15 protein-coding genes are annotated in these 14,051 nt (G+C 44.2%); 13 read left to right on the forward strand and 2 right to left on the reverse strand.

All coding sequences use genetic code 11. The features are described 5' to 3' along the window. Nucleotides 1–63: 63 nt before the first annotated feature. The 13 genes from HMPREF1493_RS02435 to HMPREF1493_RS02495 all read left to right on the forward strand — a co-directional run bounded on the left by HMPREF1493_RS02435 (nucleotide 64) and on the right by HMPREF1493_RS02495 (nucleotide 11,459). Nucleotides 64–795 (forward strand): CDP-alcohol phosphatidyltransferase family protein, encoded by a 732-nt coding sequence (locus HMPREF1493_RS02435; protein WP_035427587.1) that lies wholly within the window; start codon nucleotides 64–66, stop codon nucleotides 793–795. 12 nt (nucleotides 796–807) lie between these two features. Beyond that, entirely contained in the window at nucleotides 808–2,031 is a 1,224-nt protein-coding gene (locus HMPREF1493_RS02440) for a D-alanyl-D-alanine carboxypeptidase family protein (RefSeq protein ID WP_035427589.1), read from the forward strand. Further along, a complete protein-coding gene (locus HMPREF1493_RS02445; protein WP_035427591.1) occupies nucleotides 2,031–2,873 on the forward strand; it encodes a hypothetical protein in 843 nt (280 codons plus the stop codon). The genes HMPREF1493_RS02440 and HMPREF1493_RS02445 overlap by 1 nt, the downstream gene beginning before the upstream one ends. Further along, nucleotides 2,870–3,250: a Rid family detoxifying hydrolase gene (locus HMPREF1493_RS02450; RefSeq protein WP_035427592.1), complete on the forward strand. Its 381-nt coding sequence runs from the start codon at nucleotides 2,870–2,872 to the stop codon at nucleotides 3,248–3,250. Before HMPREF1493_RS02445 ends, HMPREF1493_RS02450 begins: the two co-directional genes overlap by 4 nt. A 38-nt stretch (nucleotides 3,251–3,288) precedes the next feature. Continuing rightward, nucleotides 3,289–3,705: an FHA domain-containing protein gene (locus HMPREF1493_RS02455; protein WP_035427594.1), complete on the forward strand. Its 417-nt coding sequence runs from the start codon at nucleotides 3,289–3,291 to the stop codon at nucleotides 3,703–3,705. 17 nt (nucleotides 3,706–3,722) lie between these two features. Continuing rightward, nucleotides 3,723–4,586 carry a MerR family transcriptional regulator gene (locus HMPREF1493_RS02460; RefSeq protein ID WP_035427595.1) on the forward strand — a complete coding sequence of 288 codons (864 nt, stop codon included), beginning with the start codon at nucleotides 3,723–3,725 and terminating at the stop codon, nucleotides 4,584–4,586. 51 nt (nucleotides 4,587–4,637) lie between these two features. Beyond that, nucleotides 4,638–5,171, forward strand: a complete 534-nt coding sequence (locus tag HMPREF1493_RS02465) for an adenine phosphoribosyltransferase (protein ID WP_035427597.1) — start codon at nucleotides 4,638–4,640, stop codon at nucleotides 5,169–5,171. Nucleotides 5,172–5,576: 405 nt separating this feature from the next. Next, nucleotides 5,577–6,695 (forward strand): coiled-coil domain-containing protein, encoded by a 1,119-nt coding sequence (locus HMPREF1493_RS02470; protein ID WP_232215492.1) that lies wholly within the window; start codon nucleotides 5,577–5,579, stop codon nucleotides 6,693–6,695. A 171-nt stretch (nucleotides 6,696–6,866) separates the two neighbouring features. After that, the gene (locus HMPREF1493_RS02475; protein ID WP_035427599.1) at nucleotides 6,867–8,453 is read left to right on the forward strand and encodes a ClC family H(+)/Cl(-) exchange transporter; all 1,587 of its coding nucleotides are present in this window, start codon (nucleotides 6,867–6,869) and stop codon (nucleotides 8,451–8,453) included. A 642-nt stretch (nucleotides 8,454–9,095) separates the two neighbouring features. Then, nucleotides 9,096–9,857: a class I SAM-dependent methyltransferase gene (locus HMPREF1493_RS02480; protein WP_035427601.1), complete on the forward strand. Its 762-nt coding sequence runs from the start codon at nucleotides 9,096–9,098 to the stop codon at nucleotides 9,855–9,857. Nucleotides 9,858–9,904: 47 nt separating this feature from the next. Further along, the gene (locus tag HMPREF1493_RS02485) at nucleotides 9,905–10,477 is read left to right on the forward strand and encodes a GrpB family protein (protein ID WP_035427603.1); all 573 of its coding nucleotides are present in this window, start codon (nucleotides 9,905–9,907) and stop codon (nucleotides 10,475–10,477) included. Between the two features lie 41 nt (nucleotides 10,478–10,518). After that, entirely contained in the window at nucleotides 10,519–10,902 is a 384-nt protein-coding gene (locus HMPREF1493_RS02490; protein ID WP_035427605.1) for a VOC family protein, read from the forward strand. 29 nt (nucleotides 10,903–10,931) lie between these two features. After that, nucleotides 10,932–11,459 carry a GNAT family N-acetyltransferase gene (locus HMPREF1493_RS02495; RefSeq protein ID WP_035427607.1) on the forward strand — a complete coding sequence of 176 codons (528 nt, stop codon included), beginning with the start codon at nucleotides 10,932–10,934 and terminating at the stop codon, nucleotides 11,457–11,459. 92 nt (nucleotides 11,460–11,551) lie between these two features. Here HMPREF1493_RS02495 and HMPREF1493_RS02500 read toward each other — a convergent pair whose 3' ends face one another. Together HMPREF1493_RS02500 and HMPREF1493_RS02505 are read right to left on the reverse strand one after the other, a co-directional pair. Beyond that, nucleotides 11,552–12,502 carry an NAD(P)/FAD-dependent oxidoreductase gene (locus HMPREF1493_RS02500; RefSeq protein WP_035427609.1) on the reverse strand — a complete coding sequence of 317 codons (951 nt, stop codon included), beginning with the start codon at nucleotides 12,500–12,502 and terminating at the stop codon, nucleotides 11,552–11,554. Between the two features lie 164 nt (nucleotides 12,503–12,666). Beyond that, nucleotides 12,667–13,983, reverse strand: coding sequence for an NCS2 family permease (locus HMPREF1493_RS02505; RefSeq protein WP_035427611.1), 1,317 nt, complete (start codon nucleotides 13,981–13,983; stop codon nucleotides 12,667–12,669). Nucleotides 13,984–14,051 lie beyond the last annotated feature (68 nt).

Consider the following 14,051-nt stretch of genomic DNA (forward strand, 5'->3'; position numbering starts at 1 on the left):
TGCTATCGCGCAACTTACGTTAAAATAGACACATGTTATGTACTACAAAAGGGGAGTGAAACGTTGCAAACTAGGCAGCAGCTAGCTAATCAAGTAGCATCCCAAATTAAAGAAGCAGCAGACGCCGATGCAGCAAAAGCGCAGGCAGAAGGAACTATTACTGATCCGGTTGGAAGCTCTAATAATCCTTCTAATGCTGTTTTTACCGTTGCAAATGTCATTACGTTTTGCAGGTTAATCCTTACGCTTATCTTTCTTGTGCTCTTCTCAACAGGCGGAAATCGCTGGGTTGCACTGGGCTGTTATGTAACCGCAGCTGTCACTGATTTTCTTGATGGTCAGATAGCTCGTAGAACGCAAACCGTCAGCTGGCTGGGCAAAATCATGGATCCTATCATGGACCGAGTTCTTCTTATCACAGGCGTTCTTGGTCTCTTGATTATTGGTGAGCTTCCTCTCTGGATCCCACTCTTTGTTATTGGACGAGATATTTACCTTACTCTTGGCGCTCTTGCGGTTCGCAAATTCCGCAGACGTCCTATTGATGTTGTCTTTGTTGGTAAAGCGGCAACTGCATTTTTGATGACTGGTTTTAGTCTCTTGCTTTTGGGCATCCCAGTTGTATCTGGTCTTGGTCTGGTAAACGTCAATTGGCTTCCAGGACTTAATTCACAGAGTTCTGCTGTCGGTATCTTCTTTGTGTACATAGGGATTGTTTTCTCGGCAATTACCGCCATTGTTTATACTGGTGAAGCGGCTAAAATAGTTAAAAATAGTAAAAACACTCAAGCATAAGTTAGGTTGTTTATGACTTTCCTTCAGCACAACCATGTATCTTTGCGCCAGCTCTCTCATAAAATGCTGGCTTTTCTTGTAAGCGTGCTGCTTGTATTTGTTCTAGCTGCTCCTTTTGCTCCTGCAACTACGGCTCTGGCAGAAAATACCTCTTCTAACAAGTCTTCTGTAACCGATGAGCCAAAACTTACTGAGGCAACTACTGCCATTGTCACCGATGCACAAGGAAACGTCCTCTGGAGCAAAAACCCAGATCAAGAGCTCCCTATGGCATCCATCACCAAAGTTATGACTGCAATTGTGGCGCTTGATTCTGGCGTTAATCTTGATGAGCCTTGTGAAATCACTGTTCCAGATCTTGAAGAAGGTTCGCAAGTTGCTGGTTTGACCTCAGACGATACGCCTACACTCAGACAGCTGATCATGATGATGCTGGTGTATTCCGCAAATGACGCAGCTTATAACATTGCTGTCAACGTATCAGGCTCTCAACAGGCCTTTGTTGATCAGATGAACAAGAAGGCTGCTGAAATTGGCATGACTCACACACAGTTCCAGAATCCTCACGGCCTCGATGCTGATGGTCACTATTCAACCGCGCGAGACCTTGCTTTGATGGGTCGTTATGCGCGCGAGCACTATCCACTTATCGCAAGCGCTGTGCATACCAGGTCATACACTACAACGGTAGGAGGGGAGCAGCGCACGTTCCACTCAACCGATGACCTTATGGACACCTACCGAGGTCTTCTCGGCATTAAAACAGGTGCAGAAGACTCTGGTACTGCCTTCTTGGGCGCTTCAAAGCGTGGAAACATTACGCTTTATACCTGCGTGCTTGGTTGCGAGACTACGCAAGGTCGTTTTGACGATACCGCCATTCTGATGAACTGGGCTTATCGCAATTACAATCGCGTAAGCATCCAGCGTTATAACCAGATTGTGCAGATTCGTACGAGCGAGGATAACTTCTTACTCTCTGCAGTGGTTAAACCATCAACTTCTACCACGTATATGGCATGGCCTGGCTCTAAAGACTTCACCTACCAGACCTCCATGCTTTCTCCCAACTATCCAGTAGCTAACAACCAGCTGATTTCTTCAACTGCCTGGTCCCAAGATTCCGCGCAGGTAGGCACCACCATTACTCAGGCACATCTTACGCTGTGGACTATTCCAGCCTACAACCTCTTTGACCTGTATTCGGTTGCTCCGTATCTCTTTGGGAGAAACTAATGTCTGAGCAGAAACGCTCTATCCTTCATACCGAGCTTGAGTATCTTGGTGCACAATTCTCAACCTCAACTGAAGGCTTCAACTTAGCCCAATCTTTCTATGGCGAGAAACCCCTTGAGGAAGCTCTGAAAGATTGTGCTCTTATTGACCTGAGTGGTATCGGCTACACACTGGTAAGTGGAGTTGCAGCTCAAAATTTTGTTGAAGCTGTCTTTGCAGGTAAGCAGCTTGAGGTAGGAGAGACTTCATTTGAGTGTGCACTTACGGGAGATGGATCTCTGTCTTCCATCGGTCTTCTCGCGCGCTCTGGTCAAAACGAGTACGTGGTACTTGATGCATCTGAGCGCTCTCTTGTTCTAGACGAGTGGCTTTCTATCATTGCATCTGTCGAGCAAAACGGTGTAGCTCCTTATGCAGAAGTGTCTTTGGAAGACGCAACTCCGCTGCTTACTCCGCTTCTTCTTGCTGGTAAAAAGGCCAAGAAGGTCCTTATGGACTACCTGGGAGAACAGAGACTTCCAGAAGACTCAAAGCTTTGTAATCTTATGCTTGACCAAACAATCCCTGCACTTGTGGCCAATGTTTCAACCAAGAAAGTTCCCGCGTATCTGGTTATGGTCCCACCGGTACATACGGTAATTCTTTTTAGAAGCTTGCTTTCTTTTGAAACAGTCCATCCTCTTGGACATAAGCAACTCATTGAAGGCCTTAAAACATATCTTCCATGGTTTTCAGAACTTGCAAGTAACACTAAAGTAGTAGTAGCTAAAGATAAACTTGAGGGTTGGGGTTTACTTAGAGCCTCTGATGATTTCATTGGCGCAAGGGGTGATCTTCTATGAAATATGCGATTAATGCAGTAGGTGTTCCTGCTCCTATGGGACCATACTCTCAGGGTACTACTGCAGGTAGATTGGTATTTGTCACAGGTCAAATTGCGGTCTCTGCAGAAGACCCAAAGGAGCTCATTGACGGAGGAATTGAAGAGCAAACTACTCGTGTCATACATCTTGCTCAGTCAATTCTGGCAGAGGCAGGATGCACCCTTTCTGATGTAGCTCAGACAACTATCTACCTTGCTGATATCAATGATTTGCCTAAGGTAAACGAGATTTATAGGCAGTACTTTGTTCTTCCTGCACCTGGCAGGGCAGTTGTTGAGGTTTCTGCGTTGCCTCTTGGTGCGCTCATCGAAATGGACTGCATTGCTTGTCGTTAAGCGTTATTATTATCTTGTAACCAAATTAAGGAGAAACCATGTCAACTGACGACATCAAACAGCAGTCACCAGACTCAACAGAGATTTTCCGCATGCCATCAGCTGACGCTACGGTTCCAGACCTTATGGCTCAACAAAAGCCAGCTCACCCTGTCCTTACTATTGTCAAGGGACCACAGACTGGTCAGACTTTTGAGCTCAATTTACCTCAGATTTCTCTTGGTAGAGATCCAAAGAGCAGTGTTTTCTTGAACGACATGACAGTTTCCAGAAATCATGCCACTATTGACCTTTCAAATCTTGCGCTTGGTTATGCAACTATTGAAGACCTTGATTCTCTCAATGGTACCTGGGTCGATGGTGCCATTATTAACAAGGCTACCCTGCGTGATGGCTCAACTATTCAGATTGGTACCTTCCGCATGGTCTTCCATACCAGCAGAGTTTCAGCTTAAGGTTAAAGGATAGCTTTATGGCTGATTCAGGCTTTCTTACCATTGGTAAAGTAGTCAAGAAATTACAGACTCTCTATCCTGACTTGAGTGTTTCTAAAGTCAGATATCTGCAGGATGAAGGTTTGCTTACTCCTACCAGAACTGCTGGTGGCTATCGTCTCTATTCCCAAAAAGACGTTAAGCGACTTGAGACTATTCTGTATCTGCAGAAAAGCCGTTTTATGCCACTCTCAGTTATTAGAGAAGAGCTTGATAGGCAAGATAAAAACCCTGAAGCTGAACAACAGGTCAAAGCTCAGACTGACGAGGCAACTGGAGCTGAGGCTCAGGCTGCACCTGAAGCTCAAAGTTCTTCTCGCCAGGCTCAACCTCAGCTTGATGGAAAGCAAGTGTCTCAGGCAATTCTTGGTGCCACGCATGCTGATGCTATTGTGGTACCTGTAGATGACCCTGAGGTAGTTCAGAAATATCACGCTATTGATCGCATCCCAGAAATTGTGGGATGCTCTGTAGGTTTTGTGCGCCAACTTTCTGAGGCGGGAGTCATTACTTTAAAGCGCTCTCCACATGGCAGAGACCTTGTAGATGGCAAAGACTTAACGCTGATTCGCCTTTGTAGTGAGCTTCGTCACTTTGGTTTTGAGCCCAAGAACCTGCGTCAATACGTTATGGCTGCAAACCGAGAATCTAGTATGTTTGCCAAGTCACTTGTCGTATATGCTAAAAAAGGCGGGGGAGTTGAAGTTGACCACACTGACGAGACTCGTCAGCAGTTTATGGCTGCTCTGACCCGCATGTTAGGCCTCACCAATGCGGTTAGAAATGAACTTATCACTAAATTAGTTCGTGAATCTTTTAAGGATATGCATCTAGACGAGTAATCTAGGTATATATAACTATTCATTGATTTTGATTTTGAATGTGAGGACATTGTGTCTACGTATGATTATGAGAGTCATATCATTAGCATTCCTGATTATCCAGAGCCAGGCGTTATCTTTAAAGATGTAACTCCACTTTTTAAAGATCCTGAGTGCTTCCACGCAGTTGTTGATGACATTGCAGAGCACTTTGCTGATGCGGGAATCACCAAGGTTATTGGTGCTGAGGCTCGTGGTTTTCTTGTTGGAACCCCTGTAGCCTACAAACTTGGTGCAGGCTTTGTTCCTGCTCGTAAGCCAGGCAAACTGCCTCGTGAGGTCTACGCACAGGCTTATGACCTGGAGTACGGTACCAGCGAGCTTCAGATTCACACCGATGCTCTTACCCCAGATGACGTGGTTCTTATTGCTGATGACCTGGTTGCTACTGGCGGCACCTGCGTTGCTTGTGCGCAACTTGCCGAGAAGGCCGGTGCAAAAGTAGCGGGCTTTGCGTTTGCACTTGAGCTTTGCTATCTGCACCCAAGGGAGATTATTGGTAAGTGCTTTGACCAAGAGGTCTACACCCTTATTAAGGTTCAATAAGCTGAATCACTTACATCAGACTTACTTTAACCTGACAATGTTGGCTGACAAGACTACGTGCTTGTCGGCCATTTGTCTTATTTACATAAGCATTTTGTTAATGACAGTAAACTTGTTTGCAATACATAGAATTTCTCCATAATTGCAGGTCAAAGATAAATTTATGCAATGATATTTGCCCGCTCCATGCTATATAACTGCACAAATAGTCTTTGAAATTTGTATGAAATGTCATTTTCGGGGTAAACTATTCAAATACTCGATAGGGTAGCTTCCTGTTTACACGGGTTTCTCGCTAAGAAATCGGCGAGTTGACTTTGATTTTTTATCAAATGAGCTATCCTAGATGGCAAAGCAAAGCAACACGTTGCCCAATTGATTTCGTGCTTTGCGGAAGGAGCTTATATGTCACAGCGCCGATCTTTCACAAGACGAGACGCTCTCTTATTTGCAGGTCTTGGTGTAGCTGCTACGCTGCTTACCCCAGCCAAGCTATTCGCAGACCCACAAAGCGATCTTGAGGCCGCATCTGCCCAGCTAGACTCTCTTGGTGCAGCTCTTGCAGAGGCCATGGATAACCTTAACGAGAAAACCTATGCACTTGACGCCACCAACAACAAAATTGGTGAGGTTCAGGAGCAGATTGCAGAGACTACAGACCAGCTCAATAAGCAGCGTCTTGTCCTTTCTGCAGCAATGAAGAGTGCTTATAAGGCAGGCCCACAGGAGACTTTGGACTTCCTCCTTGGAGCATCGAGCCCAGAGGACTTTGTCAGCCGCGTCTACTATATGGACCGCACCAGCAAGCAGGAGGCTGACTCCATCAATACCGTCAAGGCTCTTGGTGACCAGCTTCAGGCTCAGCAGCTTGAGCTTCAGGCTGAGCAAGAGAACCTTCAGGCTCAGGTCGCTGAGATGAAGACCACCGCAGATGGTCTTCAGAGCCAGGTTGCAGAGGCTAAGGCTTACTATGACTCCCTTGATGCTGAGGTAAAAGCTCAGCTTGCCGCTCAGGAGGCTGCATCAGCTAACAACAACGTTGCTTATGCAATTGAGACTGTTACTCGTGAGACTCCTTCTAACAGCTCAGAGTCTAACGATAGCTCCTCTAACGATTCCAGCTCTAGCTCTTCAAGCTCTAGTTCAAGCAGTTCGAGCAGCTCTAGCAGCTCTAGCAGTAGTTCTAACAGCAGCTCTAACTCTGGCGGCGGATCTTACTCCGGTGGTGGCGGTGGCTACCCAGCTGCAGGCGGCGGCGTTGCAACTGCATATGCATGCATTGGCTATCCATACGTCTGGGGTGGAGCTTCTCCTGCTTCCGGCTTTGACTGTGGTGGCCTGGTTTACTACTGCTTCCTCGGCTACCGTGCAGGTACCGCAGGAACCATCGGCCGTGCTATTCGCGCCGCTGGTAACTGGCATGATTCCCTAGACGAGCTCAACTATGGCGATATTGTCTTTACCCGTGCAGGCTATGAGCACGTTGGAATCTACATCGGTGGTGGTCGTATGATCCACAGCTAACGAGTCTGTCGGTGTTATCGAGGGTCCTGTTTATGCTTGCTATGGTGGAGGACCATTCTCCGGCTAACGTACAATTTCTGTACACAGTTTTAACTCACGCACGTAAAGTCGTACAATATCCAAGTACGCTTTACGTGCTTTTTTATTAACCATAGACTGCTAGGGGAGATTGTGGCGTTTCATCTCAAACATAAGACAAACATTATTGAGCGTCACTTTTCTCGTAGATTTCAGGTAGCCCTTATTGGAGAAGGCCTGCTTGTTGGCCTTTTGGGTGGCGGCGTAGTCACGCTGTATCGCCTTTGTCTTTCTTTTGCAGAAGCTCAAATGCGCTCCATTACTCAATCAATCGCAGGTAATTGGCCATATATGGCTCTCTGGTTTGTTGTTCTGATTATTCTTATGGCGGCCGTTTGCCTACTCATGAAGTTTGAACCCTACACCGCTGGCTCTGGAATCCCTCAGACCAACGCTGAGGTCATGGGATCTGCCGATATGCCTTGGTATCGAGTTCTTCCTGTTAAGTTTATCCAGGGCGTTCTAGTTGCCTTTGGTGGCCTTTCTATGGGTCGAGAAGGCCCATCAGTCCAGTTAGGCGCTGTTTCTGGTAAAGCGGTCTCAAAGTTCCTCAAGCGTAAAAGGGGAGAAGAACGTCTTCTGGTAACCTGTGGTGCAGCTGCGGGTATGTCAGCTGCTTTTCATGCCCCTCTTACGGGCACACTTTTTGCTATCGAAGAGATCCAGAAGGAGTTTCATGCTCCACTGATTATCTCGGCAATGACCGCTTCAGTAGGTGCCGACTTCCTAGTTTCTAACGTCCTTGGTATGAAGCCAGTTCTTCAGCTTCCATACGTGGCACCATTACCTCATGTCGACTTTGCATTTGTTCTTATCGTCGGTTTTACCTGCGGTTTATTAGGAGCGCTCCACAATAAAGGAATGTTCTTTGCCCAGGGGCTATACAAAAGGATAACTAAGTTTGCGCCTTTCTCGAGGCTCATTATTCCATTCATGCTGGCTGGAATTATGGCTTTTACCTGGCCAGATCTTCTTTGTGGCGGTGACGCCATTATCGAGAAAATCAAAGAGCCAGCAACACTTACTGAGCTCATGGTTATAGCGCTTTTGCTTGGTAAATACTTCTTTACCACAACCTGTTTTGCTGCTGGAACGCCTGGTGGAACTCTCTTTCCTATGGTTGTTATGGGAACGCTTGTTGGAACACTGTTTGCCCTGGTAGCAACCCATGTTTTTGGCATACCTATGGCATATGCACCAAACTTTATTGCAATGGGTGTTGCAGGCATTTTTGCCGGAGCAGTAAGAGCGCCCGTCACCGGAGTAGTGCTTATATTTGAGCTCACAGGTTCTCTTGAGGCACTTATGGCTATGTCAGCAGTTGCAATCGTGTCCTACGTAACCGCAAATATCCTGCGTGTTGACCCATTCTACGAGCACTTACTTGCAGAATTCTTGGCTTCTCAGCAAGGGGAGTCTAAACCAACATTAGATTCTGGCGAGAAAATCCTTCATGAGTTCACCATTGGTCAGGGAAGCCCTGTTGAAGGCAAATTGCTCCAAGATATCCCATGGCCAGACAAAGTAAGGGTTGTAACTATTGATCGTGCGGGTTTGGAAATTATTCCAACGGGTCAAACTGAATTGATGGCACTCGACAAGATTCTTGTTATTTATGATGAGATGTATGAAAGCGATGTCATGATTAAATTGAATGTCATGACCGACTCATCGGTATAGCGCTTATCACTGCCACACGCGTTAACACAAAGGAGAGGGGTTTCAAATCCTTCTCCTTTTTCTTCAATTCATTAGTTTACATAATATCGATTATCAGACTTTTACATACTATTATATAAATAGTATCGACTGCAATAGTATACAGAGTTTCAATCACATTATTATTACCCAGAAAATGAGCCTCTGAGAGCCTTTCTAAGCCACGATATTAATTACTTATGAGTAATTACACCTACAGCTCTATAAACTATATTTGATGACATGATAAATTTGATGATTATTCAATTTGATAAGTTGGCGACAATACTGAATCTTTTATTTATAAAATGACTTTCTTTGTATCTCTCTCTAAAACTAATTTTTAGAACTGAACGTTTTTATAGTTATACATATTGATAAATCATCTTGGAATAATTTAATAACAGAGCTTTATATAATCAATGTATTGATGATACAAAATTACACCGCATCATACTTCATTGTATGCTTTTGACCTTTTACTCCCCTTTTATATATCAAATAAGCAATCTACCTGCATAAATATAATAAATAGGCAGGTAGATTAGGTAAAAATTCTTCTATACAGTCAAACAATATATAATAATTGTACATCCGAAAATCACGGTCTTAAGGAAACATACTATGGAAAAACAAGCACTTCTCGCCCAATGGCTTCATGAACAAGAAATTGCTCATATCAAGGGATGGGATTTCTCCCATATTAGGAACAGATATAAAGAAGAGGATGATCTTCCATGGGACTTTGGAAGTATCATCAAATCCTATCTACACGATACTGATTATCTATTAGATATGGAAACGGGTGGTGGAGAATTTCTTTTGTCTTTTCTCACCAATCCTAAACAGACTGCAGCAATTGAAGGTTATGCTCCAAACATCAAACTGTGTGAAGAGAGACTCCTTCCTTTAGGGATAGACTTTAAGGCAGCTGACGGAGGAGATGAGCTTCCGTTTGAAGATGATTACTTTGATCTTGTTACCAACAGACACGGTAAATACAACATACAAGAACTAAAAAGAATTCTTAAAAGTGGAGGTATGTTTCTTACGCAACAGGTTGGCGCTGAGAATGACAGGGACCTGGTAGAGCTTCTACTAGGAGATATCGAGCTTCCCTTTCCTAAAGCTTATTTAAGTATTGCCAGACAAGAATTCATAGATAATGGATTTGACATTATTGAGGAAGCTGAAGCCTATAGGCCAATAGAATTTTATGATGTAGGTGCTCTTGTTTGGTTTGCAAGAATCATTGACTGGGAATTCCCATACTTTGAAGTCAAAAAATACCAAGAGAACCTCTTTAAAGCTCAGAAAATTATTGAGCAAGATGGCGTAATCAAGGGAAAAATTCATCGATACTACTTTGTGGCGAGGAAAAAGTAATATATCAAGACAAATTTAGGAGACTATCAAAGAAGAAAAAGAAAACTATGAAAGTAGAAAAAGAACTATCAGAAATGTCTCTGAACGAATTATGGGAACTTTTCCCAATATTTCTTGTCGAACACAATGACAAATGGGATGCATTTTATAGTGAAATGGAAGCTAAGCTGCGATGTGTTTTACCTCAACACTCTATAAAAAGGATTAGTCATATTGGTAGTACCGCAGTTCCTGGAATATGGGCAAAAGATATAGTCGACGTTCTTGTTGAAATTTCAACAGATTCTAATATCGAATGTATTGCGCAACTTATCGAACGCAGTGGACTTCTGCAAATGTCAACGGAAGATCGCAGAATATCTTTGAACTCTGGTTATACTAAAAATGGGTTTGCCGATAAGGTCTTTCACATTCATCTCCGATATGTCGGAGATAACGATGAACTGTATTTTCGAGATTACCTGAAAGACCATCCACAGATTGCAAAAGAATACGAAACGTTGAAATTGGGTTTATGGAAACAATTTGAACACAATAGAGATGCTTATACAGAAGCTAAAACAAAATTCATCAGAAAATGGACTGCTGTAGCAAAGAGTGATTACGCTGGGCGTTATTGACTAGAAGAACAAAATGCAGTCATAGATTTTCGGAGACAGCCATGAGAATTGAACATATCGCACTGTATGTAAACGATTTAGAGAGTGCTCGACGGTTTTTTGTAAAGCACTTTGGAGCAACATCCAACGATGGCTATCATAATCCTCAAACGGATTTTCGCTCGTACTTCCTTTCCTTCGATAAAGGTGCACGACTTGAAATCATGAACAAACCTAAAATGTCAGATTTACCAAAAGAGATCAACCGCACGGGATACGCTCATATTGCATTTAGTATCGGAAGTAAAGAAAAGGTAGATACCCTCACTGCAGAGTTGAAAGCAGACGGCTATGAAGTCATCAGCGGACCAAGAACAACCGGAGATGGATATTATGAAAGTTGCATTATTGCCCTTGAAGACAATCAAATTGAAATTACGGTTTAACTAAAAATTTAATTATCTCAAGGAGTTACATGAAGATCGCTCTTATAAAACCAACTGAAGAAAATAAAGCACAGCTCATAGAGATGCTTGATGAGTGGAAACATGATATCGAGACAAATCATACAAATCCATCTCCAAGACGCATTTTTAGATTTGATCACCATGACTTTACAAACTATCTTGAACAACTAGACGAAAAGGAACCAGTTCCAGCTGACCGAGTGCCTACAACAACCCTCTTTTGCTATGACTACGATAAAGACATTTTTGTTGGAGCTGTAAATATTCGCCATTGCCTTGATGAGGGACTTCTACATAGTGGTGGACATATTGGTGATGGAATTCGACCAAGTGAGAGAAGAAAAGGCTATGCAACAGCAATGATTGCGCTTGCACTCAAAGAGTGTAAGAAACTTGGTATTGAGCGTGTTCTCATGTGCTGTCGTAAAGATAATATCGGCTCGGCAAAGTCTATTATCAATAACGGCGGAATACTCGAAAACGAAGTCCTTGATGAGGACAATGTACTTACGCAAAGATATTGGATTGACCTTTAGTAGTTCTTCTCGCCAAAGAAATAATAAGGGGACCGTAATTGCTTGCGGTCCCCTTTTGGTATCAAACTTTAAAGCTTCTTATCGAGAAACTCTTAGCCCTCGACAGGCTGTCCAAGATAAGATGCAACAGAAGTTGCAGCAATAGCACCGTCTGCTGCTGCAGTAATAATCTGACGCAGTGGCTTCTTATTGAGGTCTCCTGCGGTAAAGAGACCAGGTGTCTTAGTAGCCATACGCTCGTCAGCAAGGACATAGCCCTGCTCGTCAAGATCTACAAGGTCTGTCAGAAGCTCAGTTGAAGGAACACGACCAACTAAGACAAAGACACCAAAGCTGCCCTCATCAAAGGTCTCTGTGTGCTCTTCTCCTGTCTGGTTATTGCGGAAGGTGATGGAAGTAAGTAAATCGTTACCATCAACTGCAGTAATGCTGGTCAGATAGCGAATCTCTGTCTTAGGATTCTCCTCAAACTGCTTAATTGCAGTAGCGTTAGCTCTTAGGTGATCCTTGCGGACGATAAGAGTTACTTTGTCAGCAAAGCGAGCCAGGAACTGAGACTCCTCTACAGCGGTGTTACCGCCGCCGATAACAAACACCTGCTTGCCGCGATAGAACATTCCGTCGCAGGTAGCGCAGTAAGAAACACCCTTGCCGGTAAATTTCTCTTCGTTGGTAAAGCCAGCGTGACGAGGGTTAGCGCCGCCAGAAACAATGACAGCCTTTGCGTGATAGGTTCCCTCAGAAGTCTCCATCACAAAGAGGTTAGTCTCTGGATCCTTAACAATAGAAAGGACATTGGCCATGACAATCTCTGCGCCGAGGTCTGTAGCCTGCTTCTGAAGAGTATCGGTAATAGTGAAGCCATCAGTGTTTGGCATGCCAGGGTAATTCTCAACCTCAGTAGTGGTGATGACCTGGCCACCTACCGCCTGTTTCTCTAAAACAACAGTATCGAGAAGGGCGCGTTTTGCATAAATTGCTGCTGAAAGTCCCGCAGGACCACCGCCAACAATAACAAGGTCTTTAGTAATAACGTCTGCCATGATTGGCTCCAATCGTATAAATCGTAACTGGCTTTGTTATACCCTACTGGTGACAATCATTATCAGTTATCTCTAAAAAATAGATTGTACACAATCTATTCACATATGAAAAAAGGCGCGCCAAGACCCCCATCTTGAACGCGCCTCCCCTAGTAATTTAAAAACTAGTTAGCGATGATGAAGTAAGCAACAAATGCAAGCGTTGCTACCCACATCAAAGGCTTAACCTTCTTAACGTTTCCTGTTACAAGAGCAACAACAACGTAGAAAATGAAGCCAAAACCAATGCCGTCAGAGATTGAGTAAGTCATTGGAATACCAGCGATAACCATGAATGCTGGGAAGCCCTCGAGAAGATCATTCCAATCAATCTCAGTGACCTCAGACATCATCAGGAAGCCAACAAGTACCAATGCACCACAGGTAGCTGCAGAGCTGACGATAGAAATGAGAGGTGCAATGAATGCTGCTGCAATAAAGAGCAGACCGGTGAAAATAGAAGAAAGACCAGTACGACCGCCGTCAGCAGCGCCGGATGCGGACTCGATGAATGTGGTAATGGAAGAAGCACCAAAGAAACCACCTGCAGCTGCAGCAGCAGAGTCAACAATGAGGATCTGCTTGATGTCCTTAACGTTGCCGTCCTCAGTGAGGAAGTCTCCCTGCTTAGCAATGGCCATAGCAGAACCCATGGTGTCAAAGAAGTCAGACATCATCAAAGAGAATGCAAAGACGAGAAGAACTGGCGTTGTCAGAGCCTTAACAATACCCATAACACCAGCACTATCGGTCAAGAATGGTGCGCCAAAGGTGGAGAAATCAAGACCAGAAACAATGCCAGTAGGGCTTGCGGTAACACCAAGAGGAATACCAGCAAGTACGGCAAGGATAATGCCGATAAGCAGGGAACCCTTAACACGAGCAGAGTAAAGAACAACTGTTGCAACAATGGAAATTACACCAACGATAAAGGTTGGAGAGAAAATATCGCCAAGAGCAACAAGGGTGGATTCATTAGCAACGATAATACCGCTATTCTTGAGACCAATCATGGCAATAAAAAGACCTAGGCCAACAGAGATTGCGTGGCGTAGGTTTACAGGGATTGCATCCATGATTGCTTCACGAAGGCCGCAGAGAACTAAAAGAAGAATAGCAATTCCTTCAATGAAGATAACTGCCATTGATGCATGCCAATCTCCACCAGTAATTGGAGTGAGAGAGAAAGCTACAACAGCGTTTACACCCATACCAGATGCGCAAGCAAGTGGACGGTTAGAGAACAGACCCATCAAAATGGTCATAATGCCGCCACCAAGACAGGTAGCAGTAATAGCTGCCGAAACTGGAACTCCTGCAGCAGCGAGAAGAGCTGGGTTTACTGCAATAATGTATGCCATTGCGAGGAATGTAGTAATTCCAGCCCTAAACTCTTGAGCGGGATTACTGCCACGCTCAGCTACCTTAAAGAACTTCTCCATTAAGCTCTTCCTTCCTAAAGAGGCTTTTCCTTTATGCAAGCGCTGAAGCGCTCATCACCAAAATAAAA

Origin of the sequence: Atopobium sp. ICM42b (assembly GCA_000564995.1) — a bacterium.
GTDB lineage: Bacteria > Actinomycetota > Coriobacteriia > Coriobacteriales > Atopobiaceae > Lancefieldella.

Bases quoted from the DNA above. Each gene is read 5' to 3' on its own strand.
- HMPREF1493_RS02440 (WP_035427589.1), top strand. From the start codon at position 808: ATGACTTTCCTTCAGCACAACCATGTATCTTTGCGCCAGCTCTCTCAT.
- HMPREF1493_RS02445 (WP_035427591.1), top strand. From the start codon at position 2,031: ATGTCTGAGCAGAAACGCTCTATCCTTCATACCGAGCTTGAGTATCTT.
- HMPREF1493_RS02450 (WP_035427592.1), top strand. From the start codon at position 2,870: ATGAAATATGCGATTAATGCAGTAGGTGTTCCTGCTCCTATGGGACCA.
- HMPREF1493_RS02455 (WP_035427594.1), top strand. From the start codon at position 3,289: ATGTCAACTGACGACATCAAACAGCAGTCACCAGACTCAACAGAGATT.
- HMPREF1493_RS02460 (WP_035427595.1), top strand. From the start codon at position 3,723: ATGGCTGATTCAGGCTTTCTTACCATTGGTAAAGTAGTCAAGAAATTA.
- HMPREF1493_RS02470 (WP_232215492.1), top strand. From the start codon at position 5,577: ATGTCACAGCGCCGATCTTTCACAAGACGAGACGCTCTCTTATTTGCA.
- HMPREF1493_RS02480 (WP_035427601.1), top strand. From the start codon at position 9,096: ATGGAAAAACAAGCACTTCTCGCCCAATGGCTTCATGAACAAGAAATT.
- HMPREF1493_RS02485 (WP_035427603.1), top strand. From the start codon at position 9,905: ATGAAAGTAGAAAAAGAACTATCAGAAATGTCTCTGAACGAATTATGG.
- HMPREF1493_RS02490 (WP_035427605.1), top strand. From the start codon at position 10,519: ATGAGAATTGAACATATCGCACTGTATGTAAACGATTTAGAGAGTGCT.
- HMPREF1493_RS02495 (WP_035427607.1), top strand. From the start codon at position 10,932: ATGAAGATCGCTCTTATAAAACCAACTGAAGAAAATAAAGCACAGCTC.
- HMPREF1493_RS02500 (WP_035427609.1), bottom strand. From the start codon at position 12,502: ATGGCAGACGTTATTACTAAAGACCTTGTTATTGTTGGCGGTGGTCCT.
- HMPREF1493_RS02505 (WP_035427611.1), bottom strand. From the start codon at position 13,983: ATGGAGAAGTTCTTTAAGGTAGCTGAGCGTGGCAGTAATCCCGCTCAA.